We start from the raw sequence: 23878 nt of genomic DNA, 5'->3' as shown, positions 1-23878 counted from the left end.
CAACAAATGACAATCGCAGCGCAGATCCCATCCAAGATTGAGCCGCGCACCTACAAGGAAAGCTTCGGCGAGTTTTTCGGCATCGGGCCGAACGGCAATTTGTGGGTCGATGGATGCGACGTAGCGGAGCTTGCGCGCAAATTCGGCACGCCGCTCTACATCATCTCGGAAAACCAGCTTCGCTATACATATCGCCGGTTCCGGGACGCCTTCACAAGTCGCTACCCGGACGTCGAAATCCTGTTCGCCAACAAGTCGAACAACGGCCTCGCGATCAGGCACATCATGAATCAGGAAGGCGCCGGCGGCGATTGCTTCGGCGTCAACGAGATGTACCTCGCGCTTCTCGCGGGATCGAATCCCAAGAAGCTCGCGCTCAACGGCTCCAACAAGCAGCCTGAAGAGCTTGAGATGGCGATCCACAACGGCCTGTGCATCAACATTGATGCGATGGACGAACTGGAGCTGATCGACGAAATCAGCAAGCGGGTCGGCAAGGACGTCGATATCGGAATTCGTCTCAAGCTCGACCTCGATCCGCTTGGCGACCGCCACGGTGTGTCGATGCACGGACCGGGGTCGATGAAAGAGCAGAGCGACAGCACGAAGTGGGGCATGTCGCGTGAGCAGACTGTCGAGATCGTCAAGCGCGCTCAAAAGCTCCCGAATATCAACCTCAAGGAAACGCATTTCCATTTGTCGCGCATGACAAATGATCCGCGTGACTTTGCGGTGATGGCCCGCGAGATGATCGTGTGGTCGGCCTATCTCCGCGACAATACGGGCTGGACACCGCCCTGCATCGATCTCGGTGGTGGCTGGACATTCGGAAAGCCGTACGGGACCGGTCCCAAGTCGCAGCTCGACGACAAATCCGCGCCGACGCCCGACGACTATGCGGAGCATCTCTGCGCTGCGATCAAGGATGAATGTGCAAAGCACAACCTGCCTCTGCCGAAGCTTCGCATGGAGCCCGGTCGCTCGCTTTCCGGTCCGACCGGCATCACCGTCGGCACGGTCGGCGCGGTGAAGCAGGGAGACAGGAAGAAGTGGGTCAATCTGGACCTGTCTACGAACCATCTCCCCTGGGCCGCCGTTCTCGACTGGTATTATCATGCCGTTCCGGTGGTGAATGCGGGCGCCAAGGGTTCAGAACTGGTCGACCTCGTCGGGCCTCTCTGCAACTCCGATGAAGTGGGTGCGAAGCGGATGATGCCCGAACTCAAGCGTGGCGATCTTGTCGCGTTCCTCGACACCGGCGGCTATACGGAGTCGTGCGCGGCCCGCTACAATGCCCAGCTCCTGCCTGCGACCGTACTCGTCAAGGGCGATACCGCCGAGATCATCACGGAACGCGAGCAACTTAAGGACATCGCCGGTCGCTTCCGTGTTCCGCCGAGGCTTCTGGCCGCTTCCTTCGCACCGGCCTGAACTCCGAAAAATATCCGCCCGGCGGGCAATTCCGCCGGGCGGTTCAAATATCTTCCCATTGTGGAGCAGACCGTTGCGCAAAAACAACCTTCGAACAATCTGGGACTCGGGCGGTGCGGCCATCAACGGATGGCTGGCGATTCCGAATTCATTCTCGGCAGAAGTCATGGCGCATGCCGGATGGGACAGCCTGACGATCGACCTGCAACACGGTGTGCAGGACTATGCCACGTCGATCGCGATGCTTCAGGCAATCTCGACCACCTCGACAGTGCCATTGGCGCGCGTTCCCTGGAACGAGCCGGGCATCATCATGAAGATGCTGGACGCTGGTTGCTACGGCATCATCTGCCCGATGATCAACACGGCGCAGGACGCACATGATTTCGTGTCCGCGTGCCGGTACATTCCGCGCGGAAGGCGGAGCTTCGGGCCTATCCGCGCGACACTCTATGCCGGTGCGGACTATCCCCAGCATGCCAACGACGAAATCGTGACATTCGTCATGATCGAGACCCAGGAGGCGTTGGACAATCTCGACGAGATACTCGCGGTTGAAGGCGTGGATGCGATCTATATCGGCCCTGCCGATCTGTCGCTTGCCTTGGGATGCACACCGAAATTCGATCAGGATGAAAAGCCGGTTGTCGAGGCAATCGAGATGGTCGTCCGGAAGGCGACCGAGAAGGGCATTGTCGCGGGTATCCAGAACGGCACGCCCGCCTATGCGCTCAAGATGATCGACCTTGGCTTCAAGTTCGTGACCGTTGCGTCGGACGCACGCATGATGACGGCGAGGTCATCCGAGATTATCGGGTCGATGCGCGGCGCCGCATCGCTCGCGCCGCAGAGCAAGACTTATTAGAGCGTTTCATGGTTAGGTTGAAGCATTCTGCCGGCGATGGCTTGCGACAAGGCCAAGGGGTTTGTCGCAGGTCGGGCTGGTGGCCCGGACAAGACAAAGACCGAAGGATTTGGCGCAAACCGGCCCGGCCCTTCGGGTTTGCGTTTGGCGGACACCCACTTCGTCATGCCGCTCGACCGGGCAACCAGCCCGTTCTTCGCGACCTTCCTCGTAGATCGCCTCGCCAAACGACAAACAGAATGATTCAACCTGACCATGAAACGCTCTAGCTTTGCGGTCTGGCTGCTGGATGTAAGGACAACACAATGGATCTCGGAATCGCCGGACGGCGTGCATTGGTCTGCGGTGGCAGCAGGGGCCTCGGACGAGCCGCGGCTTTGGCGCTCGCGCGCGAAGGAGTGGATGTCGTTCTGGCGGCGCGCTCTGCGGACGCATTGAAGATCGCTGCGGAAGAAATCGCGGAGCAGACCGGGCGCGACATCTCATTCGTGGCCGTGGACATAACCACCGCCGAGGGCCAGCAAGCCGCAATCGACGCGCTGCCGGATGCCGATATTCTCGTCACCAACCCCGGCGCGCGCCAGACCCCCGCGGATTTTCGCACGCTGCCACGCGAAGAATGGCTGAAGTGGCTCGATATGCACTTCTTCTCTTCACTGGAGCTGATCCGGGCAATTGTGCCGGGCATGGCCGAACGCAGGTTTGGCCGCGTGGTGAATATATCGGTGTCGAACATCAAGTTCCCGCAGGTGAACTTTGGACACAGCCACGGCGCGCGGCTCGCACTGGCAGGCGCGATCGCATCCATGGTGCGCGAGCTGGTGGCGGACAATGTGACGATCAATTCGGTCTGTCCCGGCTTTTTCGATACCGAGGCATTGCGCACCAACCTCCACAATCACGCCGCGCGCGGCAACACCACTTATGACGCAATCGTGGCTGACCGCCTGAAAATGACGCCGGCCGGGCGCTTTGCGGACCCGCAGGAATGCGGTGACCTGATCGCTTTCCTGTGCGCTGCACAGAGCGGCTACATGACAGGCCAGAATATCGTCAACGATGGCGGCGTATACCAGGGGCTTTTCTGATGGTCGAAGTCATTGCCGATCCCCGCGAGACACGTTCGGAGCTTCTTCCGGTCGAGGGCAGGGTCGTCATGCTCTCGGGCGGGTCCACCGGTATCGGAGCGGCCATCGCGCACCGGTTGCTCGACGAGGGATATACGCTTTCATTGGGCGGTCGTCGCCCCAGGGAACTGGCAGGCAAGTATGCCGCGTTCGGCTCCCGGGTCCTGGCGAGCGCGTTCGATGCCACCAAGGCAGAGACGGGGTCGGGCTGGGTCGACGCAACCATCGAGCGGTTCGGCAGGATCGATGCGCTCATCAACAATGCCGGTCGCATGAAGCCCCTGTCGTTCACGGAGGGCGACGACTCCGCACTGGACGAGCTTTGGGAAATCAATGTCAAAGCTCCGTTTCGATTGATCAGGCTAGCCCTTCCGCATCTTGCGAAATGTGGGCATGGACGGATCATCAATGTCGCCTCCACGGACGCAAAGCGCTATCGCGATGCGTCCGTGTCGATTGCATATGCAACCACCAAGCACGCCATGCTGGCGCTTTCCCATGCGGCAAAATTTGCAGGGTGGGAGTCCGGCGTTCGCGTGACCGCGCTCTGCCCCGGAGCGGTCGATACGGACTTCATCGCCGGCATTCCCGGAGTGATGCCGGGGGCCGGTCGAATCGCGCCCACGACGATTGCCGAGGCGGCGGCATTCCTGCTCAGAATGCCGAACAACGGGTCGGTCGCGGAACTTGTCATCAATACCAGGCTGGAGCCAACGCTTTAGATTCTCCCGAGGCCGGGCCGAGTTTCGGTCACCCGCAAGGCTTTGGGCAACAAATGTCACGAGACGAAAGACAAGCAGATGCAGAAAGAGGCGACTGTCCCGCCACAGTCCTCTGTGGCTCGAGGAATCGCGTATGGCGTGTGCGCGGCTCTTGCCTGGTCAGTCTATAATGTCGCTGCGAAGTATGGTGCGCTCGAAGGCTTCATGCCGCAGGATTCGGGCTTCGTCCGCTTTACTTTCGGCGGTCTCCTCATGCTCCCGATCGCGCTTCGGATGGGGCTTGGAGATATGGGCGGAGTCGGCTGGTCGCATGCGATTCCGCTGGCTTTGTTTGGCGGTCCGATATTCGTCCTGCTGATCAACACAGGTTTCGTGCTTTCGCCATTGTCGCACGGCGTTATCATTCCGCCGGCGGCAAGCATGCTGTCGAGCCTGTTCCTTGGATATATGTGGCTTGGCGAAACAATCACAACATCGCGTATCGTCGGCGCCGCTATCCTGATCGTGGCTCAGGTGATAATCGTTCTCCACACGCTTGGCGGCGATGGCGGAGAGCTTGTGTGGCTGGGTGATTTGGCCCTTGCCGGCGCGGGGTTCTGCTGGGGCCTGTTCACCTTCTTCGTAAGCAAATGGAAAGTCGATGCGCTGCGTGGCACAGCGGCCCTGACGGTGATCTCCGCCGCCATTTATGTCCCGATTTACCTGTTCCTTGCGGGCATCCCGGACTTGCCGGTTTCCTCGATGATCATACAGGGAATGATACACGGCGGGCTTAGCGGGGTTGTCGGCCTGTTTGCTTATGCCGCAGCGGTTCGCCATCTCGGAGCGGGACGATCAGGTCTGTTTCCCTCGATCGTTCCCGCTGTCTCCATTGTCATATCCATCCCGGTGTTGAACCAGATACCGAATGGATTGGAGATATTCGCTGCGGTCCTGTCATTTGCCGGGATCGTGACCGGTCTCGGCGTGACGACCATGCTGCTTCGCGTGCTTCGCAGGTAGCACGTACGACGCGCGCGTAGGAAGCGGGAAGGGGGTTACCTTCCCGACAACCGCAAATGTTCAGCGAAGATAGGACGCGCCGTTGACGTCGAGCGTGGCGCCGGTCAGGTGGCGAACCTTGCCCGTGGACAGGAACGCGATCAGGTAGCCGATTTCCTCCGGCGGTACCCACTCGCCCATGGCGAGATTGGCCGTGACCTTTTCTTCCCCGCCCTGCGCCTCGGCGAATTCGACCGACATGCGGGTGCGCACGACGCCGGGAGAGATGATGTAGCTCAGCACCTTGTCCTTGGCATAGCCTCGCGCGATCGTCTGGGCCGCGGACTTGACGGCCGCTTTCGAGGCCGTATAGGCGATCTGTGCCGGATTGGTGGCGCCGCGGTGGGCATTCCAGCTGGCAATTGTGACGATGACCCCGCCGCCGCGCGGTACAAAGTGCTTGACCGCCGCCCGCATCAACTGGACCGGCGCGATCGTGTTGATCTGAAGCTGCGGCATCCACGACGCATCCCACACCTCCTGGCTGTCATCCAGGCCACCCCACAGCAGCGTCGCGGCATTCAGGATAAGGACGTCGATCTTGCCGCGCCATGCGAGCGCATCCTCCCAGATCTTGTCGACCTCGGCCAGATTGGCGAAATCGCCGGCAATCAGGGTCTTGCGGTCGTCCGGCACGTTGGCGAGCGCCTTTTCGGCGCCCGCGCGCTCAACTTCGGCGCGATAGTGGCCGATGACCTGCGCACCTGCCTCGCCGAGAATCCGGCCTGTTTCGGCACCGATACCGCTTGCGGCCCCTGTCAGGAGTACGACCTTATCCTTCAAATCCAGCACAACCGTTCTCCATTCTTGTCGGGCAATGGTTTTCACGTATCTCCAGACCGGTCAAGCTGGAATGTGCGAAAATGACACATAAAATTCGTATTGCGCACAAATCGAACTTGCGCGATCTTGATGGACAATGGAATCTCCCCATAATGGCTGCCCTGTTTCCGGCACTGGCCCATCGAATGCATCTTGCGCACAATCACCTTCAGACAATCATCCCGGAGTCCTGACCATGGAAGTTTCGCCGCTGCAAAGACTGTGCGACCGTGAAGAAATTTCGTTCCTGCTGAACGAATATTGCCGGGCGCTCGACGCCATGGATCTCGACGCCATCGCCGCGATCTTCACCGAGGACTGCGTGGTCGAGTACGGACCCGAAGATCGCCTGAAAAGCTACGGCAAGGCGGCAATTCACAAGGGACTCGAGCGATTGTGGCGATGGAAGCGCACCTCGCATCACCTTTCCAACATCCAGATTACCTTTGATTCCGCGGACCAGGCGAGCGCCAACAGCTATATCATCGCGTGGCACGAGCGACCCGACGGCGGCACAGCCACGGTGTGGGGCCAATATCAGGACATCTTCGTCCGGTTGCCTGAAGGCTGGCGGCTGGCCCGCCGCAAGCAGACCATGAACGGCAACGACGCCGGCTTCACGGTCAACCTTTTTCCGTCGGCGCGCAGCCAGCCGCCGGAGGGCTGGGTTGCCCCGATCATCGATCGTCCACCGTCGAATTACTGAAAAATAGTTCGCAGAGCGAACACATACCGCCCCCGGCCGGCAACGCGAGGAGATGCAGATGTCTTTCAGCGACTACAAAACCGCCCTGGTGACGGGCGCGACCTCCGGCATAGGGGCCGGCCTTGTCGAGAGGCTGGCCAAGGAGGGCATGACGGTGCACGCGGTCGGGCGTCGCAAGGATCGTCTCGATGCACTCGTCGCGCGCACCGGCTGCATCGCCCATGCGGTCGATGTCCGCGATACGGCCGCCATGGAAGAGGTGATCACGCCGCTGCCCATCGACGTGCTGGTCAACAATGCCGGCGTCAATCGTGACGGGTCGATCACGACGGCCACCGCCCAGCACCTCGACGACATCGTGGATGTCGACCTTGCCGCCGTGCTGCAGGTCACGCGCATGGCGCTGCCGGGAATGATGGCGCGTGATCTTGGCCATATTATCAACATCGGATCGATCTCGGGCCTGCAATCCTTTCCGGGACATGCGGCCTATCATGCCGTGAAGGCGGGGGTGCATGCGCTTTCACGGCAGCTGCGCATCGACCTGCACGGCAAGCGCATACGTGTGACCGAGATCTGCCCCGGACGCACGGCCACCGAGATATTCGCCCAGACGATCGGCGACGAAGCGGAAGCCAGGAAGCGGTTCATCGACGGCTTCGCCACCTTGCAGGTCGCCGACATCGTCGAATCGATTGCGTTTGCGATCGCAATGCCGTGGCACGTCAATGTCAGCCTGATGGAGATCTGGCCGACCTACCAGGTTTCCGGCGGCCTGCATTTCGCGCGCCCTGATCAGACGGAGGCAGGCTGATGAAGAAAAGGCGCCTCGGCACATCCGAGCTCGAAGTCGCACCGCTTTGCTTCGGCGGCAACGTCTTTGGCTGGACCGCCGACGAGAAAAGCACGTTCGCCCTGCTGGACGCGTTCGTCGACGCCGGCTTCAACCTGATCGATACGGCGGACATGTATTCCAACTGGGTGCCGGGCAACCATGGCGGCGAATCCGAAACCCTGATCGGCAAATGGCTGCGCGCGCGCGGCAACCGCGACAAGGTGATCATCTCCAGCAAGTTCGGGCTGGAGATGGGACCCGGCAAATCCGGCCTGTCGCCCACCTATATGCGCAGCGCCATAGAGGGTTCGCTTCGTCGCTTGCAGACCGACTACATCGACCTCTATCAGGCCCACGAAGACGATCCGAACACGCCGATGCAGGACACGCTGGAAGCGTTTGCCGGGCTTGTCGACGCCGGCAAGGTGCGCGTGATCGGCGCTTCGAATTTTACGGCAAAGCGATTTGCCCAGGCACTCCGCATAAGTGATGATACCGGCCTGCCGCGCTACCAGAGCCTGCAACCGATCTACAATCTCTATGACAGGGGTGAATTCGAGACGGGTCTCGCGAAGCTCGTTCAGGCGGAACGCGTCGGAGTCATCAGTTACTACGCACTGGCACAGGGCTTCCTCTCCGGCAAATACCGCAGCGCCGCCGACCACGCCGGGAGCGAGCGCGGCAAACGGATCGCGCCGCGCTATCTCAACGAACGCGGAACCCGCATCCTCGCCGGGCTGGACAGTGTGGTCGGCCGCACAGGCGCGTCGCATGCGCAGGTCGCGTTGGCCTGGGTCATGGCGCAGCCCGGCATCACCGCTCCGATCGTCAGCGCAAGCAGCGTCGAACAGTTTTCCGAACTCGCGGCGGCGACGGAACTCGAACTCGACAAGGCGGCGCTTGACATGCTCGACAGCGCCAGCACACTCCAATCCTAGGTCCTGACCCTAGGCCGAAAGAAGGTCACGATGGCTGGCGAACATGGAATATCGAAGGGCGTGACCGCGACCGGAGCGCCCGTCACCATCCATTTCGCAGGCCGTCCGGTGGAAACCATTGCCGGACAGTCGGTTCTGGCCGCGCTGGTGTCCGCAGGCGAGAAAGTGTGCCGCACCACCGCCGCCGGTGAGCCGCGCGGAATGTTCTGCGGCATGGGCGTGTGCCAGGAATGCATCGTCGACGTTGACGGAGCCGGCAACCAGCGTGCCTGCATGACATCTGTGCGCAACGGGATGAATATCACACCGCTGCCGGCGCGGCCCGAACCGGTGCCGGTCGACGGCGCCCCTGAGATCATGGAGCTTTCGCCCGACGTGCTCGTCGTCGGAGGCGGCCCGGCGGGGCTGGCAGCCGCAGCCGTCGCCGCCGAGGCCGGGCTCGATGTCCTGCTGGTCGACGAGCGCGCGAAGCTGGGCGGCCAGTTCTACAAGCAACCGGCGGACGGGTTTCGGCTCGATGAGACAAGTGCGGACAAGCAGTTCCGCAGCGGACGGGCCCTGATCCGCCGCGCCGAAGCGGCGGGTGTGCGCTATCTTCCCGGTATGACGGTGTGGGCAGCTTACGGACGCGAAGAGATTCTGGCCGACAGCGCGACGGCGTCGGCCGTCATCCGCCCGAAAAGGCTGGTGCTGGCCACCGGCGCATATGAGCGCGGCGTACCCGTGCCGGGCTGGACGCTGCCCGGCTTCATCACCACGGGCGCGGCGCAGACACTCCTGCGTTCCTACCAGCTCGGCCCCGGCAAGCGCGTGCTGGTCGGAGGGAACGGACCACTCAACCTGCAGGTGGCGGCTGAACTTGCCCGCGCCGGCGTCGAGGTCGTCGCCCTTGCAGAAGCGGCGCGCAAGCCCGGATCGCACGCCCTGTCCAGCATGTTCAGCATGGCGGTGACAGCACCCGATCTGGTGCGCGATGGTATCGGCTATCAGCGCGAGCTGCGCCGGGCTGGTATCCGGACGTTCCACCGCCATGCCGTCATTCGTGCCGAAGGTGCCGGCGCTGTCGAACGAGCGGTCATCGCCGAGATCGATGACGGCGGCAACGCGGTGCCCGGTACGGAGAAGACATTCGCCGTCGATACGGTCTGCGTCGGCTTCGGGTTCCTGCCGTCGAACGAGATCGCGCGCGCCTTGGGGTGCCGTCACCGCTTCGACGAACGGCGGGGCCATCTCATGGCGGAACGGGACGAACGCGGTCGCAGCTCCGTCGACGGCGTCTGGATCGTCGGCGATTCCGGCGGGCTGGGCGGCGCGCGGATGGCGCAGGCGGGCGGCCTGGTCGCCGGCGCGGATGTGGCGCGCGATCTCGGCAAACCCCATCCCGACGGCAACGAGACGTCCGCTGCTCTGCGCACGATTGTTTATGCGAAGCGCTTTCAGGATGCCCTGTGGACGCTCTTCCGGGCGCCAAGGCTGGTCGATCAACTGGCGGAACCCGAAACCCTCGTCTGCCGGTGCGAAGAGATTTCGCTCGCCACCATCCGGCAGGCGATCGACGAGGGTTGCGGCACCGCAGGTGCAGTCAAACGCCTTTCACGGGCCGGAATGGGGCGATGCCAGGGGCGCTATTGCGGGGCGGTCGTCGTCGACCTGGTTGCGCGCGCGCAAGGAAACACGGTCGACGAGTTTTCCTTTTTCGCGCCGCGCTTCCCGTTCAGGCCGGTGCCGGTTGCTGCCGTGTCGGCCCCGCCTTCCTGACAACGAATCCCTGTTGCCAACTAAGTGCGAACATCCGTCCGACATGCGTACAATTCTGCTTGACTCGCCGGACGTTAATTGAGCAGCATAGCGGGGTTGGACCTGTAAGCTCCCAGCAGGTTTTGCACGGTCAATTCCTCTCCAAGCAGGGGTGTAGCGGTTCACAAGATGGGAGCGCAGGAGAGTAGACATGTTGAATCGTCTTCTGGTTGCCGGCGCCATGTTGCTGGCGTTCGGTGCGATGACCGTGAATACGCAGGCTCGTTCGCTGGACGAAATCATTACCAGTGGCACGGTCCGCATCGGCGTCAATCCGAATCAGCCGCCTTCGAGCTCGTTGGGGAAAACGAACGAGTATGAAGGCTTCGATATTGATATCGGCAATCGCATCGCCGAAGCGATCGGCGTCAAGGTCGAGTTCGTCCCGACCGAAAGCGCGCAGCGCGTGCCGTTCCTCGTCGCCGACCGCATCGATCTTTCGCTCGGCGCCCTGACGCGCAACCCCGAGCGCGCCAAGCTCATCGACTACACAGTGCCTCTGCATACCGAAGCGACTTCGGTCCTCACCACCGACAAGCTCAACATTACGAGCTGGAAGGAACTGAACGATCCGAAATACACGATCGTGAACCAGCGCGGCAACAACTCGGTCGGCTTCCTCAAGGAGCTTCTGCCGAATGTGAACGTGCTGCTGGTCGAGACGACGGCGGACGTGGTCCGCGCTCTCGCCCAGGGCCGGGCCGATGCGCTTGTCGAAAACATCGACTTCTTTCTCGGCACCACCAAGTCGTATCCCGACGTGAAGTGGAAGGTGCTGCCGGAGATCATCGACGTGGCCTATGATGGCATCGGCGTCCAGAAGGGCAACGATAGCCTGCGCCTGTTCCTGAACGTGCTTCTCTACAACATGCACTCCAGCGAGTTCGTCAACCAGACGTGGGAGAAGTGGTATGGCGCGCCGCCGGTCGTGAAGATCGTGCCGAATCCGTACTTCTGACAAATCGGGGCCGCGAGGGGCGCCCTGTCTCCCGCGGCCTGATGCCTGGCTTGTTTTCGACGGATCAATCATCCTGATGGGCTCATGAATTATACATTCCAGTTCGGCGTTGTCTTCGACCAGCTTCCCTATCTCATGGGCGGCGCAGGCCTGACGCTGCAACTGGCCTTCATCATTTTCTGGGCGGCAGCGCTGATCGGGCTGCTCGGCGCCATGGGCCAGACGTTCGGCGGACCCTGGATACGCAGGGCAATTGCCATCTACGTCTCCTTCTTCACCAACACGCCAGCCTTCGTGCAGGTCTATTTCCTGTTCAACGGCCTGCCGGACATAGGCATATTCCTCACACCCTTCGCCGCCGCGATCATCGGGCTGACGATCAATTCGGGCGCCTATCTCGTCATCATTCAGCGTGCAGGATTTGCGTCCGTGCGTCGCCAGGAACTGGAGGCGGCGGAGGTCCTCGGCATGAGCCTGATGCAGTCGGTGCGCTACGTGATCCTGCCGCACATCATGCGCACCATCTATCCGCCGCTGGCGAATTTCTTCATCTGGGTCTTGCTGGGGACGTCGATGGCGGCCATCATCGGGGTGGAAGAACTTACCGGGCGGGCGGTAAACATCAGTACGTCGACGCTGCGAAGCGTAGAGGTCTTTATCGTCGTCGGCTGTATCTATATCGTGCTGACCGTGATCGCCAGCGCAGCGCTCTATCTCGTCGGCAGGTATTTCTTCCGGGTCCGGATGCGGGTTATCTGATGCAGACCATTATCAACCAGCTTCCGTCGTTCTTCACCTATTACAATGTGATGCTGCTGCTTTGGGGCATCGGATCGACGCTGCTGCTGACGGCGATCGGCTGCAGCGCCGGGTTTCTTTTCGGGTCGCTCATCGCTTTCGTGCGGACGACAAGGAGCGCGTGGCTGTTTCCGCTCAAGGCGGCGATGATCGCCTATGTGGAATTCTTCCGGCGCATTCCATTCCTGGTCATCCTGTTCATCGTGCTGTTCGCGGCGCAGGTGATCCTGCCGACCATCTCGCTGTTCGGCATCGCCGCCATCAGCGTTTGCCTGCTGTCGACCGCCTATCTTTCGGAAATCATCCGCGCGGGCATCGATTCCGTACAGCGCCCGCAGATCGAAGCCGCCGAAGTGATGAACTTCAGCCGCTGGCGCACAATGTGGGAGGTCATCCTGCCCCAGGCGTGGAAGGTCATCCTGCCGCCCGCGACGTCATTCGTCATCATGTTCATCAAGGACACCTCTCTGGCCTCGCAGATGGGCGTCACCGAACTGATGTTCACCGGAAAGATCCTGGCCAATCGGGGCTTTTCCGGCCTGCTGGTCTATACCGTCATTCTGCTCTGCTACTTTGCCATTTCATATCCTCTGAGCCGTTTCGCTGCATGGATGGAGAACAAGCTTGCCACATCTAACCGTAAGAAATCTTCAGGCGTCGTACGGCCAGATGCCGGTTTTGCAGGATTTCAACCTTACAATTGAAAAGGGCGAGGTGATCTCGCTGATCGGCCCCTCGGGGTCGGGGAAGAGCACTTTCCTGCGCGTGCTGATGGGGCTGATGAAGCCCACGTCCGGCGAGGTGGTGCTGGACGGCGAGCGGATCGACTATTCGTCGCCCGCGAGCCTGCGCAAGGCCCGCGACCGGATGGCGATCGTGTTCCAGCAGTACAATCTCTTCCAGAACATGACCGTCATGAACAACATCACCATCGCGCCGACCAAGATCAGAAAGCGCGACCGCAGGGAGGTCGAACAGGAGGCCGCCCTGCTGCTCGAGAAGGTCGGCCTGAAGGACAAGCACCATGCCTACGCCGACGAGCTTTCCGGCGGCCAGCAGCAGCGTGTCGCCATTGCCAGGGCTTTGGCGCTGAAGCCGGAAATACTGCTGCTCGACGAGGTGACGTCGGCGCTCGATCCCGAGCTTGTCAATGACGTTCTGGATACGATTCGCGAACTGGCTGCCGAAGGCATGACGATGCTGATCGTCAGCCATGAAATGGCTTTCGTGCGGGAAGTGTCGACCAAGGTCGTGATGATGGACAAGGGTTGCACGGTCGAGGAAGGCGCCCCGGCCCAGATATTCGATTCACCGCAGACGGCACGCGCCCGCGACTTCGTCGGCAAGATATTGCGGCATTAGCGCGCGCCTGCCGTGATCGGCACGATGACGCCCGTGATCGCCGAGGCGAGGTCGCTTGCGAGGAACAGGACGGTGCTGGCCACCTCCTTCTCCGTGGCCAGGCGTCCCAATGCCGTCGCCTGCACCGCGGTATCGAGGATCTGGGCTGCGGACTGGGTCGCGGTGGCGCGTGATGCAACGCGCGAAAGAAGCGCTTCGGTCGCGATCGTGCCCGGGCCGACGGCGTTGACCCGGATCTGGTAACGCCCCAGATCGAGCGCCGCCGAGCGCACGATGCCGAGGACCGCGTGCTTGCTGGCGACGTAGCCCGCCTGGCGCGGGTGGCCGTTGTAGGATGCCTCCGATCCGAGCGTGATGATCGAGCCGCCCCGCTCCTTCATGGCAGGTATGGCCGCCTTGATCGTCGCGATCACGCCGCGAACATTGATTGCGAACGTATGGTCCCATTCGTCGAGCGAGATGTGCTCTGTCTCGCGCCATGGCAACACGACGCCCGCATTCGCCACGACGATATCCAGGCCGCCGAAGGCCTCCACGGTCGACTGCACCGCCGAAGCAAGGCTCGCTTCATCGCGGACGTCGCCGGCGATGCCGCGCCAGCCCTCCGGCGCACCGGCGGCGGCTGCGCCGGCATCGAGGTCGATGACGGTTCCCGACGCTCCGGCATCGCGCAAGGCGTGGGCTATCGCGCGCCCCAGACCGCCTGCGCCGCCGGTCACGAGCGCGGTCTTTCCCTTCAAGAGTGATGTCTCCGTCATGGCTCGCCTCGCCGTCGCAGCTCCGATCAGGCCCAACTAGCACGGCCGGAACCTATATTCAAGTTTTCGCACCAGAGTGCGCAATGCGCACTTGTTGTGCTTGATCTCCCGTCCTATCCTGCGCCTGAACCGGCCGAGCCAGGGCGGCGGCTTCATGCAGCATTTTGTGATCGCGGAGTGAAACAGACGATGCCTATACTGTCGCTTGCCAACCTGATGATGCCCGAGGTCGACCCGCTTCAGCAAATCGACGTGGCCGCGGAAGCCGGCTTCGACGCCGTCGGCCTCTGCATCAATCCGCCGGACCGGCTCGGCGCCAGCCTGGTCCGGGATCCGGCTTTGCGCCGACGGGTCAAGGACCATCTTGCCGATCGCCGCATCACGGTCCTCGACATAGAGGTATTTCCGCTCACCCCCGAGATCGACCCCGCCGCATTCGTGCCCGCGCTGGAGACGGGCGCCGAACTTGGCGCCACATTCGTCCTGGTGACCGGGAACGACACAGACGAGGCGCGCGTGTGCGACAAATATGCCAGATTGTGCGATCTTGCTGCGCCGCTCGGACTCCGCCCGACGCTGGAGTTCATCTCCTACCGCCCGCTTCGCGATATACTTCAGGCCGACCGCTGGCTGAAGCGGGCAGGGCGCGCTCAAGGGGGGATGTGCGTGGACGCCCTGCATCTCTTCCGCTCGGGCGGGACGCTGGAGGAACTGCGGCAGATCGCTCCGAGCGACATAGGCTATGCGCAACTCTGCGACGCCGCCTCGATGCAGCCGGCCCAATTCTTCACGGAGGAACAGTTGCTCCGCGAATCGCGGACCGACCGCCGCCTGCCGGGCGAAGGCGTGCTGCCGCTCGTGGAGTTTCTGGACGCGCTGCCGCCGGACCTTGCGATCAGCGTGGAGGCGCCATGCGAGGCCTACGCTCACCTTTCCCCGAAGGAGCGGGCCGTGCTCGCCATGGCATCGTCGCGGGCCATTCTCGCGCAGGCGAAACCACGTTGACCCTAATTGAACCGGGCCGGTGAAAACGGCGCGAGATCGACATTTAGCGGCTGGCCGAGGAGCGTGTCGGCCATCGCCCTGGCTGTGATCGGCCCGCCTGTGAAGCCCATTCGCGGAAACGAGGCGACGAAGTAACCCGGCATGGCGGCGATCTCGCCTATGATAGGAAGCGTGTCCGCCGTATCGTTGACGATGGCGGGCCATGACCGGATCACGCGGACGCTTCCCGTTTTAGGCACCACGCGGCGGCATATTGCGAGGTTGTCACGCAGCGACTCCGATCGAAGCGCCAGCCGTCCCTCGGCATCGGACCGGGCAGGCCAGCCGCCGCCGATGATCAATGCGCCGCGCTTGCTCTGTTTCAGCGTGAGCCTGCCGGCCGCATAGTAGACAAGATGACGGATGAGCGGCGCGGCCGGCTCCGTCACGCTCACCTGTATGGGCTCTCCGAAAATGGGCAGGTCGACGCCGATCATCCGTCCGACGGCACCGCCGTCGGCACCGGCGCAATTCACCACGCGATCCGCCTCGATGCGGCCACGGCTGGTCTCCGCGACGAAACCGCTGCCGGATTTCGACAGGGCGAGCAGCCTGGTGCGGGTCATCAGCACAGCGCCAAGACCGGTTGCGGCACGAGCGAAGGCAGGGGCCACCACCAGCGCGTTGGCTTCGCCTTCGATGGGACAAAGCGCACCGCCTATCATCTTTTCCGAAACATAGGGCGCCACGCGGCGCACATCGCTCTCCGACAGCAGGTCGATCTCGAGACCGAGCCTGCGCTCATGGGCGACTTTCTTCTCGATGGTGCGCATCTGTTCGGGCCGGTCGGTCACCAGCAGGCCGCCGATAGTCTCCAGCTCGAAATCCTCCTCCAGCTCCTTCTCGACGGCTTTCCAGAATGAGATGGCTTCCATCAGCAATGTGACAATGGGAGTGATTGATGATACCTCTTTCTCCCGGCCTTCCATGAATATGTTGTGATCCAGCTGGGCGTGTATACTTCCGGCGTTGCTGCCGGAAGCCTGCGTGTTCAGCTCGTGCTGTTCCACAAGGATTGTCCGCGCGCCGGCCTTGGCGAGAAAATATGCCAGGGCGCAGCCCGTTATGCCGCCGCCCACGATCAGGATGTCGGTCTTCATGGTGCTTTCCAGTTCAAAAGAAAAAAAATATCTGGCGTAATTTTGTACGATATCATAACTAATGTTCGCATAGCGTCCAAAAATCAAGCTCGCCTGACGCGCCCTGCACCACCGCAGCACAGGAGATGAGGCAAAATGACATCGGATTTTCGCGGTAGCTACACCGTAGCGGTAACTCCTTTCACCGAGGACGGCTCGGGCATCGACGTGCCCGGCCTGAAGAACTTCCTCGATTGGCAGGTCGAGGTGGGCGTGCCCGGAATCATCATGCTCGGCTCCACCGGCGAGTTCCTGACGCTGGACGACGAGGAGCGCCGTTTGCTCGTGGAGACCACCGTCAAGCATGTCAACGGGCGCATGAAGGTGCTGATCGGCACGATGAACACCTATACGCCGCGGGCCGTCCGCTACAGCCGCGAAGCGGAGGAACTCGGCGCCGACGGCCTGATGATCGTGCCTCCCTATTACTACACGCCGACGGAAGACGAGATATTCAACTATTACCGGGCGATCAGCGAAGCGGTTTCGCTTCCGATCATGCTCTACAACAACCCGTTCACGTCGAATGTCGACATGTCGGCCAAGCTGGTCGCCCGCATGACGCGCGCGTTCGAGAACGTGCGCTATATCAAGGAAGCGAGCATGGACGTGGCGCGTGTCTTCGACATCATCGAAGAAACCCAGGGCGTCATGAACGTATTTGCCGGCGAGCGCATCGTCGAGTCGTATCGGCTGGGCGCGGTTGGCTACGTCAATCCTTACGGTAACTACATTCCGCGAGCCTCGTCGCGCATCTGGGACCTGCTGCTGGAGGGCCGCTTCGAGGAATCCAAGCGGATCCAGAACGTCATCAACAAGATCGACCACATCATCATGGAAGGCCATCCGCGTTATGGCCATCAGTGCTATTCGAAGGCGCTCGCGCGCGCGGCAGGCTACCCTGTCGGCGACGTCCGTGCGCCGCTGACGACATTCCGCGAGCTTGGCAAGGAAGGCGAAGCGCGCCTCGAAAAGATCCTCCGGCTGATGGCCGAGCTGGACAATATGCCGGCGGTGCGGGGAGAGCGGGAAGCCGCCTGACATCGGACACCTGCCGACGCGGCAGGGTCGGCTCGTGCGGAAGATGTCGTTTTCTCGCCGTTCCGGCGATCAGGACATGCTGCCGTCCAGCCCGGCATATCCGGCAAGCGCAGGCGGCAATGCCAGCGGCTCGGCAACCGGGCGGGTCGGTATGTATTCCAGACCGGCACTTCCCGCGTAGCCGACTTTGGTCAAGACATCCACGATTGCCGCAATGTCGAGCGTGCCGCTGCCCGGCTCATGCCGGCCGGGATAGTCGGCAAACTGGACGTGCTGCACCTGCCCGTGCGTGGCGACAAGCAAGGCCGCCGGATCCTCGCCCATCATGCAGGTGTGATAGATGTCGAAGATGATGCGGATGTCCGGCGACCCGATCTTCGCCATCAGCCGCAGGGTTTCCTGAAACGAATCGAGATAGTAGCCGGGAAAGTCCGAGGAATTGATCGGCTCGACCAGTGTGGCGATGCCGCGGCGCGACAGGAAATCCGCCGCCATGGAGAGATTCTCGCAGTAGGTTTCCTCCGTCAGGGCGGCGGGCAGGTCCGGGTTTGCGCAGCCGGAGAAGATGTGGATCGCCGGACATCCTATGCGCTCGGCATAGGCGGCGGCCTGCTCCAGCGACCGCACGAAAGCCTCCCGCAAAGCCGGATCGACGGCGAACCCGGTCTCACCCTTGCGATAATCGCCGGTCGGCGCACCGATCGATATCTGCCGGAGATCGTATTGCGTGAGCAGGGCCGCATAGTCGCCGGCCGGTATCTGATAGGGGAAGGGGATCTCCACGGCCCTGAAGCCAAGCTCGCGCGCCCGCGCGAATCGATCCGGGAACGGCAGCGCACCCAATACGTAGCCGAGATGGATGGAAAACAGGCTCATGCGCCGGCACCGGGCGCGACGCCCGGCGTGAGAACGGGACGGCGGCGCAGATAGAATGCGTATGACGGAGGCAGGACGGCGTGCGGATCGTCGAGGCCGAGTTCGCGCGCGGCGCGATAGGCCCAGTTCGGATCGGCGATCAGCTCCCGCGCCAACGCCACGAGATCGGCCTGCCCGCTGGCGACGATCCGTTCCGCCATCCGGGGCTCCACGATCAGTCCGACCGCCATCGTCTTCATCGGGCTGCCCGCGCGCACCGCCTCCGCATAGGGCACCTGGAAACCTGCATAGTGCTCCGTCTGTTTGGCAAGAGCAATGGGTCCCGCAATGCCGCCTGCCGAGCAGTCCATGACATCGACCCCCGCCTCGGAGAGCGCCCTGGCGAAGATGACCGTATCGTCGATCGAAAGACCTCCGTCCACATTGTCCACGGCGGAGGTGCGGTAGAACAGCGGCTTGTCCGATGGCCAGATCTCGCGGATGGCGCGCGACACCATGATCGGAAAGCGCATGCGGTTGGCCAGCGTGCCGCCGAACTCGTCGGTGCGTTTGTTGGAAATCGGCGACAGGAACGAGTGAAGCAGATAGCCGTGCGCGCCGTGGAGTTCGACAAAGTCGAAACCGGCCGCGAGCGCGCGCCTGGCGGCGGTCTGGAAATCCAGAACCGTCCGATCGATGTCCGCCAAAGTCATTGCGCGCGGCGTGGGCCAGCCGTCGCGAACCGGAATGGCGCTTGGCGCGATCGTTTCCCAGCCGGGTTCGGGGCCATCGCGCTCAAGCGGAGCGGCGCCGTCCCACGGGCGGGCGGCACTTGCCTTGCGGCCTGAATGGGTGAGCTGGATACCCGGCGAAGTACCGTGCCGGCGATAGAGCGCCGCGATTTCCGCGAATCCGGGAATCTGGTCGTCCGAATAAAGCCCGGTGCAGCCATGCGTCGTCCGCCCCTCGGGCGTCACCCCCGTCGCCTCGACCAGCGCTGCGCCGAGCCCGCCGAGCGCATATCGCGCATGATGGGCCAGGTGCCATTCGGTCACCGCGCCGTCGACGGCATAATACTGGCACATCGGCGACAGGACGATGCGGTTGCGCAGGGTGAGCCCGGCGATCGTGAGAGGGGTAAAAAGTGCTGGGATCGGCAATTGTGGTCTCCTGATTCTTCAACCCCGACGGTTCGCCCGCGCCGGGCTCTAAATCCTCGAGAACCTGCCTCGGTTGAAGACGCGGTCCTGTTCGTCGGGGCTTGCTTCAAGTCCGCGGGTCAATTCGTTCCTCAACCGATCGGTGATGGCGAGCGCGCGGATGACGGCAGGGCGCTCCTTCAGTTCCCTGGCCCATCGCGCGACATTCGGATAGGGATCGGGCTTGCCGGGATGCAGGTCCTCCGGGTTCGTCCAGCGGTTGAGGACCCATGGAAGAGTTGCGATGTCGGCGATGGAATAGTCGTCGCCCGCGAGATAGGCGACCTCGCCAAGGCGACGGTCGAGGAGTTCGTAGTGCTTGAGCACCTCGTTGTGATAGCGCACGAGACTGTAGTGATTGTCCTTCGGCGCGTATTGCGAGAAATGCACGTACTGACCGAACATCGGGCCGATGCCAGTCATCTGGATCATCATCCATTGGATAGTGGTGGTGCGGCCGACAGGGTCGGTGGGCAGCAATTGCCCCGACAGTTCGGCTAGATAGAGGAGGATCGCTCCCGATTCGAACACAACGATAGGCTCCGCGTCGGGCACCCGTCGGTCGATGATGATCGGCACCTTGCTGTTGGGGTTCAGCCGTTTGAATTCCGGCGTGAACTGGGTACCCTTCCAGATGTCGGTCGGATGCAGATTGTAGGGTTCGCCGATCTCTTCCAGGGCAATGGTCACCTTGGTCACGTTCGGGCTTGCCATCCCGTAGAAGTCGATCATAGCCATTCTTTCTGTTTGCTGTGTCCAGATCCGTTCGCATTGTGGACAGCGATTGTATGGTGCGTACACATTCGACCGATCGAGTGGCCGATGCGAGGGGTCAGGGTCGCGGAAGGTGCTTCCAGCCGACCCAAAATTCTCGAACAAGTGTTAGCATAGCGAACAAAATGGTGTAAATAGAAAGCGTGACGTGGCCCTTGGCCGTGTGTGTGGTGGTTGATCGGACGAGAGGGCTGGACAGACCTGTGCCCAATGCTCAAACGGAGCTTCGCCTGGGCCTCATCGTCAATCCCATTGCCGGAATGGGCGGGAAGGTGGGGTTGAAGGGCACCGACGGCGCCGCGACGCTCGCAGAGGCGCGCCGCCGGGGCGCTGTGCCGATTGCCGGAATGCGCGCGCGCCGGGCACTGGCGCGCATGGGTGCGCTCGGAAATGTCAGGCTGATAACCGGGGTCGGCGACCTCGGCGAAACGGTAGCAGGTGATCTCGGGATGGAAGCGGTCCCCGTCGGGGCCGCACCGCGTTCGGTTGCCGAGGACACGCGCACCGCCGCCGCCGCGATGGTTGCCTCCGGTGTCGATCTCATCCTGTTTGCAGGTGGCGACGGGACCGCGCGCGATATATTCGAGGTGGTCGGCGACCGGACCCCCATGCTCGGCGTGCCGACCGGCGTGAAGATGCATTCAGCCGTGTTCGCCACCACGCCTGAAAATGCCGGCGAAGTCACGAGACGGTTCCTGACCGCCGACAGGGAACAGCGGCGGCTGCGCCGGGCCGAGGTCATGGACCTCGATGGTGACCGTGAGGATCGCGTTTCAGCCCGCCTCTACGGCTACGCGCAGGTGCCTTATGAACGCGCCCGCGTCCAGCATGCCAAGGCCGGCGCTCACGTGGACGACGAAGCGGCGCTCGACGCTCTCTGCCGCGCTATCGCCGCGACGCTGGAGCCGGGATGCGTCCACATTTTCGGTCCCGGCACGACGACGCAGAGGATACTGCGCCACGCCGGCATCGACGGGACGTTGCTTGGCGTCGATGCTGTCGCCGATGGCCGTCTGGTCGGCAGCGATCTTGGCGAAGGCGCCATACTTTCCCTGACCGAAGGCATGCCGACGCGCATCGTTGCGGGCGTCATTGGCGGCCAGGGCTTCCTGTTCGGCCGCGGCAACCAGCAGATCAGCCCCGAGGTGATCCGCCGTGCCGGCCGCGACCGCGTCACGGTGGTATCCAGCCTTGCCAAGATTCTGGCGCTCGAAGACGGATGCCTGTTCGTCGACACGGGTGACAGCGAACTGGATGCCGCGCTTGCGGGCTTCATTCGGGTCCAGACCGCCCCCGATCAGGCGGTCCTGTGCAAGGTGGCGACATGAGCAAGCCGTCCGATCATGGCGCTGTGCCGCCACACGCCTGGCCGGAGGAGCACTGGCGCAGCCTTCTGCAACGCGTGCGTGCCGGCCCTGCGCTCAGGCCCGCAGCCTGGAAGGACGGCGCGCGCTGTGCCGTCGCGCTTTCCTTCGACTGCGACCACGAGACCGCCGAATTCGGCAGCGGCGCAAGCACGGTCGGCCGCCTCGCATGGGGGGAATTCGGGCGGCGGGTCGGCGTGCCGCGCATATTGCGCGTCCTCAAACGGCATGGCGTGCCGGCGACGTTCTTCGTGCCGGCGGTGACGGCACTCATCGATCCGGCCGAGACGCGCAACATTGCCGACAACGGCCACGAGATCGGCATTCACGGCTGGATCCACGAAAACACCTCGCTCCTGACACGCGACGAGGAGCGTTCGCTGCTGATGCGGGCCCGCGACACGCTGGCAACGCTGTCGGGAACGGAACCCGTCGGGCATCGCGCCGCGCAATGGGACCTGAGCCCTTATACGATTGCCGTCTTGCGCGAGATGGGCCTGCTCTACGACTCGTCCATGATGGCCGACGAGGATTGCTACGAGCTTCTGTTGGACGGGGAGCCTTCCGGCGTCATCGAAGTGCCGGTCGAATGGCTGCGCGACGATGCCGTTTATCTGTCGTTTTCCCGCAATCCCGCGACGCGGCCCTATACCACGCCCGCCGAGGTGCTGGAGATTTTCCGCCGCGAGTTCGACGCCGCCTATGAGGAAGGAGGGCTGTTCCAGCTCGTGATGCACCCCTTCATCATCGGCTATCGCTCGCGAATATGGGTTCTCGAGGCCCTGATCGAGCACATGCGCTCCCGGCCCGGCGTCTGGTTCGCCACCCATGCGGATGTGGCGCGGCTGGCCAAAGCGGCCCCGCTCTCCTCTCACCGGTAATTCCAATCCTGCGAAACATGAGGGTCCAATGACAATCGGAAGCAATTCGAATGCGGCTCGGGACGTGGCGAGCGTCCTGCATCCGTTCACCAACCTCAAGGCGCATGAGACCGTGGGGCCGATGGTCATTACGCGCGGCGAAGGCGTGCATGTCTATGATGACGCAGGACGTCGTTATGTCGAGGCCATGGCCGGCCTGTGGTGCGCCTCGCTCGGCTTCTCCGAAAGCCGCCTGGTCGAGGCGGCCTATGCGGAGATGAAGCGGCTGCCCTTCTATCATCAATTCCACCACAAGGGACACGAGCCGGGCATAGCGCTGGCCGAGAAGCTGCTCGCCATGGCGCCCGTACCGATGTCGAAAGTGTTCTTCGCGAATTCGGGATCGGAGGCCAACGATACCGCGGCCAAGCTCGTCTGGTACTATAACAACGCCCTTGGCCGTCCGCAGAAGAAGAAGATCATTTCACGCCTCAAGGCCTATCATGGCGTGACCGCACTGGCGGCCAGCATGACCGGCCTGCCTTACGCCCACCGCGATTTCGACCTGCCGCTTGCCGGCATCATCCACGTCGAATGCCCGCATCACTATCGCTTCGCGGAGGAGGGAGAGAGCGAAGAGGCTTTCTCGACGCGCCTGGCCGAATCGCTGGAGCAGCGCATCCTCGCCGAAGGTCCCGAGACGGTTGGTGGGTTCATTGCCGAACCGCTGCAGGGATCGGGTGGAGTGATCGTGCCGCCGCAAGGTTACTGGGAGAAGATCCAGGCGGTGCTGAAGCGCCACGACGTGCTGCTCATCGCCGATGAAGTCATCTGCGGCTTCGGCCGCACGGGCGCCATGTTCGGATCGACTACCTTCGGCCTGCGTCCCGACATGATAACCATGGCCAAGGGCGTGACGGCCGCCTACCAGCCGCTGTCGGCGCTGATGATCAGCGAACCGATCTACCAGGCCATGGTGCGGGAGTCCGAGAAGCTCGGCACTTTCGGCCACGGTTTCACCTATTCCGGCCATCCGGTTGCCGCAGCGGTCGCGCTGGAGACGCTGCGCATCTATGAACAGGACGACATCGTCGCGCGGGTCGGCACCGTTGGCGCCCACATGCAGAAGCGCCTGCGCGAATTCGCCTCGCATCCTCTGGTCGGCGAGGTGCGAGGCATCGGCCTGATCGCGGCCATCGAACTGGTGCGCGACAAGGCCACCAAGGCCTCGTTCGAGACATCCGACGCCATCGGCGCCTATCTTTCCAACCGCGCCATGGCGCATGGTCTCATCATCCGGCCCATGGCCGGCGATGCCATCGCTTTCTCGCCGCCGCTGATCGTCACGGAAGCGGAGATCGACGACATTGTCGAGCGGTTCGGCATGGCGCTGGCGGACACGCTGGCGATGGTGAGAGAGCGTGGCCTGATAGGCTGAGAAC

Annotated in this window: 24 protein-coding genes and 2 pseudogenes; 20 read left to right on the top strand and 6 right to left on the bottom strand. The window is 62.6% G+C overall.

Annotation, left to right across the window (positions count from 1 at the left end):
* Positions 1-6 precede the first annotated feature (6 nt).
* The 5 genes from M9924_18030 (at position 7) to M9924_18010 (ending at position 5147) form a co-directional block, all read left to right on the top strand.
* Positions 7-1431, top strand: coding sequence for an alanine racemase (locus tag M9924_18030; GenBank protein MCO5066295.1), 1425 nt, complete (start codon positions 7-9; stop codon positions 1429-1431).
* A 73-nt stretch (positions 1432-1504) separates the two neighbouring features.
* Entirely contained in the window at positions 1505-2296 is a 792-nt protein-coding gene (locus tag M9924_18025; protein ID MCO5066294.1) for an aldolase/citrate lyase family protein, read from the top strand.
* 305 nt (positions 2297-2601) lie between these two features.
* A complete protein-coding gene (locus tag M9924_18020) occupies positions 2602-3384 on the top strand; it encodes an SDR family oxidoreductase (GenBank protein MCO5066293.1) in 783 nt (260 codons plus the stop codon).
* Positions 3384-4145: an SDR family NAD(P)-dependent oxidoreductase gene (locus M9924_18015; GenBank protein ID MCO5066292.1), complete on the top strand. Its 762-nt coding sequence runs from the start codon at positions 3384-3386 to the stop codon at positions 4143-4145. Before M9924_18020 ends, M9924_18015 begins: the two co-directional genes overlap by 1 nt.
* A 138-nt stretch (positions 4146-4283) precedes the next feature.
* On the top strand, positions 4284-5147 hold the full coding sequence (locus tag M9924_18010) for a DMT family transporter (protein MCO5066291.1): 864 nt from the start codon (positions 4284-4286) through the stop codon (positions 5145-5147).
* Positions 5148-5207: 60 nt separating this feature from the next.
* On the opposite strand, the gene M9924_18005 is transcribed toward M9924_18010, so the two are convergent.
* Positions 5208-5978, bottom strand: a complete 771-nt coding sequence (locus M9924_18005) for an SDR family oxidoreductase (GenBank protein ID MCO5066290.1) — start codon at positions 5976-5978, stop codon at positions 5208-5210.
* Positions 5979-6204: 226 nt separating this feature from the next.
* On the opposite strand from M9924_18005, the gene M9924_18000 reads away from it, so the two are divergent.
* The 10 genes and pseudogenes from M9924_18000 (at position 6205) to M9924_17955 (ending at position 13402) form a co-directional block, all read left to right on the top strand.
* Positions 6205-6714, top strand: coding sequence for a nuclear transport factor 2 family protein (locus tag M9924_18000; GenBank protein ID MCO5066289.1), 510 nt, complete (start codon positions 6205-6207; stop codon positions 6712-6714).
* A gap of 58 nt (positions 6715-6772) precedes the next feature.
* The gene (locus M9924_17995; protein ID MCO5066288.1) at positions 6773-7528 is read left to right on the top strand and encodes an SDR family oxidoreductase; all 756 of its coding nucleotides are present in this window, start codon (positions 6773-6775) and stop codon (positions 7526-7528) included.
* Complete coding sequence (locus tag M9924_17990; protein ID MCO5066287.1) at positions 7528-8487, top strand: aldo/keto reductase; 960 nt, start codon at positions 7528-7530, stop codon at positions 8485-8487. Before M9924_17995 ends, M9924_17990 begins: the two co-directional genes overlap by 1 nt.
* A 30-nt stretch (positions 8488-8517) precedes the next feature.
* Positions 8518-8733 (top strand): annotated as a pseudogene (locus M9924_17985) ((2Fe-2S)-binding protein).
* Positions 8734-8844: 111 nt separating this feature from the next.
* Positions 8845-9723, top strand: a pseudogene (locus tag M9924_17980) (NAD(P)/FAD-dependent oxidoreductase).
* Between the two features lie 81 nt (positions 9724-9804).
* Positions 9805-10245, top strand: a complete 441-nt coding sequence (locus M9924_17975) for a (2Fe-2S)-binding protein (GenBank protein ID MCO5066286.1) — start codon at positions 9805-9807, stop codon at positions 10243-10245.
* Between the two features lie 190 nt (positions 10246-10435).
* Complete coding sequence (locus M9924_17970) at positions 10436-11242, top strand: transporter substrate-binding domain-containing protein (GenBank protein MCO5066285.1); 807 nt, start codon at positions 10436-10438, stop codon at positions 11240-11242.
* A gap of 84 nt (positions 11243-11326) precedes the next feature.
* Entirely contained in the window at positions 11327-12001 is a 675-nt protein-coding gene (locus tag M9924_17965; protein MCO5066284.1) for an amino acid ABC transporter permease, read from the top strand.
* Complete coding sequence (locus tag M9924_17960; GenBank protein ID MCO5066283.1) at positions 12001-12744, top strand: amino acid ABC transporter permease; 744 nt, start codon at positions 12001-12003, stop codon at positions 12742-12744. The genes M9924_17965 and M9924_17960 overlap by 1 nt, the downstream gene beginning before the upstream one ends.
* Positions 12710-13402 carry an amino acid ABC transporter ATP-binding protein gene (locus tag M9924_17955; protein MCO5066282.1) on the top strand — a complete coding sequence of 231 codons (693 nt, stop codon included), beginning with the start codon at positions 12710-12712 and terminating at the stop codon, positions 13400-13402. The genes M9924_17960 and M9924_17955 overlap by 35 nt, the downstream gene beginning before the upstream one ends.
* Here M9924_17955 and M9924_17950 read toward each other — a convergent pair.
* Positions 13399-14160, bottom strand: coding sequence for an SDR family oxidoreductase (locus tag M9924_17950; protein MCO5066281.1), 762 nt, complete (start codon positions 14158-14160; stop codon positions 13399-13401). The genes M9924_17955 and M9924_17950 overlap by 4 nt on opposite strands.
* A 189-nt stretch (positions 14161-14349) precedes the next feature.
* Here M9924_17950 and M9924_17945 point away from each other — a divergent pair, with 189 nt between their 5' ends.
* Positions 14350-15165 carry a sugar phosphate isomerase/epimerase gene (locus M9924_17945; protein MCO5066280.1) on the top strand — a complete coding sequence of 272 codons (816 nt, stop codon included), beginning with the start codon at positions 14350-14352 and terminating at the stop codon, positions 15163-15165.
* Positions 15166-15167: 2 nt separating this feature from the next.
* On the opposite strand, the gene M9924_17940 is transcribed toward M9924_17945, so the two are convergent.
* Positions 15168-16304 (bottom strand): FAD-binding oxidoreductase, encoded by a 1137-nt coding sequence (locus M9924_17940; GenBank protein MCO5066279.1) that lies wholly within the window; start codon positions 16302-16304, stop codon positions 15168-15170.
* Between the two features lie 135 nt (positions 16305-16439).
* Here M9924_17940 and M9924_17935 point away from each other — a divergent pair, with 135 nt between their 5' ends.
* A complete protein-coding gene (locus M9924_17935) occupies positions 16440-17384 on the top strand; it encodes a dihydrodipicolinate synthase family protein (GenBank protein MCO5066278.1) in 945 nt (314 codons plus the stop codon).
* A 69-nt stretch (positions 17385-17453) separates the two neighbouring features.
* Here the strand turns inward: M9924_17935 and M9924_17930 are convergent, their stop codons facing one another.
* Genes M9924_17930 through M9924_17920 form a run of 3 tightly spaced genes read right to left on the bottom strand, consistent with a single transcriptional unit; the run spans position 17454 to position 20176 of the window.
* Entirely contained in the window at positions 17454-18260 is an 807-nt protein-coding gene (locus M9924_17930) for a TIM barrel protein (protein ID MCO5066277.1), read from the bottom strand.
* The gene (locus tag M9924_17925; protein MCO5066276.1) at positions 18257-19399 is read right to left on the bottom strand and encodes an NADH:flavin oxidoreductase/NADH oxidase; all 1143 of its coding nucleotides are present in this window, start codon (positions 19397-19399) and stop codon (positions 18257-18259) included. Before M9924_17925 ends, M9924_17930 begins: the two co-directional genes overlap by 4 nt.
* 48 nt (positions 19400-19447) lie before the next feature.
* The gene (locus M9924_17920; GenBank protein ID MCO5066275.1) at positions 19448-20176 is read right to left on the bottom strand and encodes a glutathione S-transferase N-terminal domain-containing protein; all 729 of its coding nucleotides are present in this window, start codon (positions 20174-20176) and stop codon (positions 19448-19450) included.
* Between the two features lie 239 nt (positions 20177-20415).
* On the opposite strand from M9924_17920, the gene M9924_17915 reads away from it, so the two are divergent.
* Genes M9924_17915 through M9924_17905 form a run of 3 tightly spaced genes read left to right on the top strand, consistent with a single transcriptional unit; the run spans position 20416 to position 23874 of the window.
* Positions 20416-21540: an ATP-NAD kinase family protein gene (locus M9924_17915; GenBank protein ID MCO5066274.1), complete on the top strand. Its 1125-nt coding sequence runs from the start codon at positions 20416-20418 to the stop codon at positions 21538-21540.
* On the top strand, positions 21537-22457 hold the full coding sequence (locus M9924_17910) for a polysaccharide deacetylase (protein MCO5066273.1): 921 nt from the start codon (positions 21537-21539) through the stop codon (positions 22455-22457). Before M9924_17915 ends, M9924_17910 begins: the two co-directional genes overlap by 4 nt.
* Positions 22458-22485: 28 nt before the next feature.
* Positions 22486-23874, top strand: a complete 1389-nt coding sequence (locus M9924_17905) for an aspartate aminotransferase family protein (protein ID MCO5066272.1) — start codon at positions 22486-22488, stop codon at positions 23872-23874.
* The last annotated feature ends 4 nt before the right edge of the window (positions 23875-23878 follow it).

It is taken from the genome of Rhizobiaceae bacterium, from assembly GCA_023953835.1.
GTDB lineage: Bacteria > Pseudomonadota > Alphaproteobacteria > Rhizobiales > Rhizobiaceae > Mesorhizobium_G.
This window is presented reverse-complemented; position numbering and strand designations above follow the sequence as displayed.

Bases quoted from the DNA above. Each gene is read 5' to 3' on its own strand.
- M9924_18030 (MCO5066295.1), top strand. From the start codon at position 7: ATGACAATCGCAGCGCAGATCCCATCCAAGATTGAGCCGCGCACCTAC.
- M9924_18020 (MCO5066293.1), top strand. From the start codon at position 2,602: ATGGATCTCGGAATCGCCGGACGGCGTGCATTGGTCTGCGGTGGCAGC.
- M9924_18015 (MCO5066292.1), top strand. From the start codon at position 3,384: ATGGTCGAAGTCATTGCCGATCCCCGCGAGACACGTTCGGAGCTTCTT.
- M9924_18000 (MCO5066289.1), top strand. From the start codon at position 6,205: ATGGAAGTTTCGCCGCTGCAAAGACTGTGCGACCGTGAAGAAATTTCG.
- M9924_17995 (MCO5066288.1), top strand. From the start codon at position 6,773: ATGTCTTTCAGCGACTACAAAACCGCCCTGGTGACGGGCGCGACCTCC.
- M9924_17990 (MCO5066287.1), top strand. From the start codon at position 7,528: ATGAAGAAAAGGCGCCTCGGCACATCCGAGCTCGAAGTCGCACCGCTT.
- M9924_17975 (MCO5066286.1), top strand. From the start codon at position 9,805: ATGGCGCAGGCGGGCGGCCTGGTCGCCGGCGCGGATGTGGCGCGCGAT.
- M9924_17970 (MCO5066285.1), top strand. From the start codon at position 10,436: ATGTTGAATCGTCTTCTGGTTGCCGGCGCCATGTTGCTGGCGTTCGGT.
- M9924_17965 (MCO5066284.1), top strand. From the start codon at position 11,327: ATGAATTATACATTCCAGTTCGGCGTTGTCTTCGACCAGCTTCCCTAT.
- M9924_17960 (MCO5066283.1), top strand. From the start codon at position 12,001: ATGCAGACCATTATCAACCAGCTTCCGTCGTTCTTCACCTATTACAAT.
- M9924_17955 (MCO5066282.1), top strand. From the start codon at position 12,710: ATGCCGGTTTTGCAGGATTTCAACCTTACAATTGAAAAGGGCGAGGTG.
- M9924_17950 (MCO5066281.1), bottom strand. From the start codon at position 14,160: ATGACGGAGACATCACTCTTGAAGGGAAAGACCGCGCTCGTGACCGGC.
- M9924_17945 (MCO5066280.1), top strand. From the start codon at position 14,350: ATGCCTATACTGTCGCTTGCCAACCTGATGATGCCCGAGGTCGACCCG.
- M9924_17940 (MCO5066279.1), bottom strand. From the start codon at position 16,304: ATGAAGACCGACATCCTGATCGTGGGCGGCGGCATAACGGGCTGCGCC.
- M9924_17935 (MCO5066278.1), top strand. From the start codon at position 16,440: ATGACATCGGATTTTCGCGGTAGCTACACCGTAGCGGTAACTCCTTTC.
- M9924_17930 (MCO5066277.1), bottom strand. From the start codon at position 18,260: ATGAGCCTGTTTTCCATCCATCTCGGCTACGTATTGGGTGCGCTGCCG.
- M9924_17920 (MCO5066275.1), bottom strand. From the start codon at position 20,176: ATGGCTATGATCGACTTCTACGGGATGGCAAGCCCGAACGTGACCAAG.
- M9924_17910 (MCO5066273.1), top strand. From the start codon at position 21,537: ATGAGCAAGCCGTCCGATCATGGCGCTGTGCCGCCACACGCCTGGCCG.
- M9924_17905 (MCO5066272.1), top strand. From the start codon at position 22,486: ATGACAATCGGAAGCAATTCGAATGCGGCTCGGGACGTGGCGAGCGTC.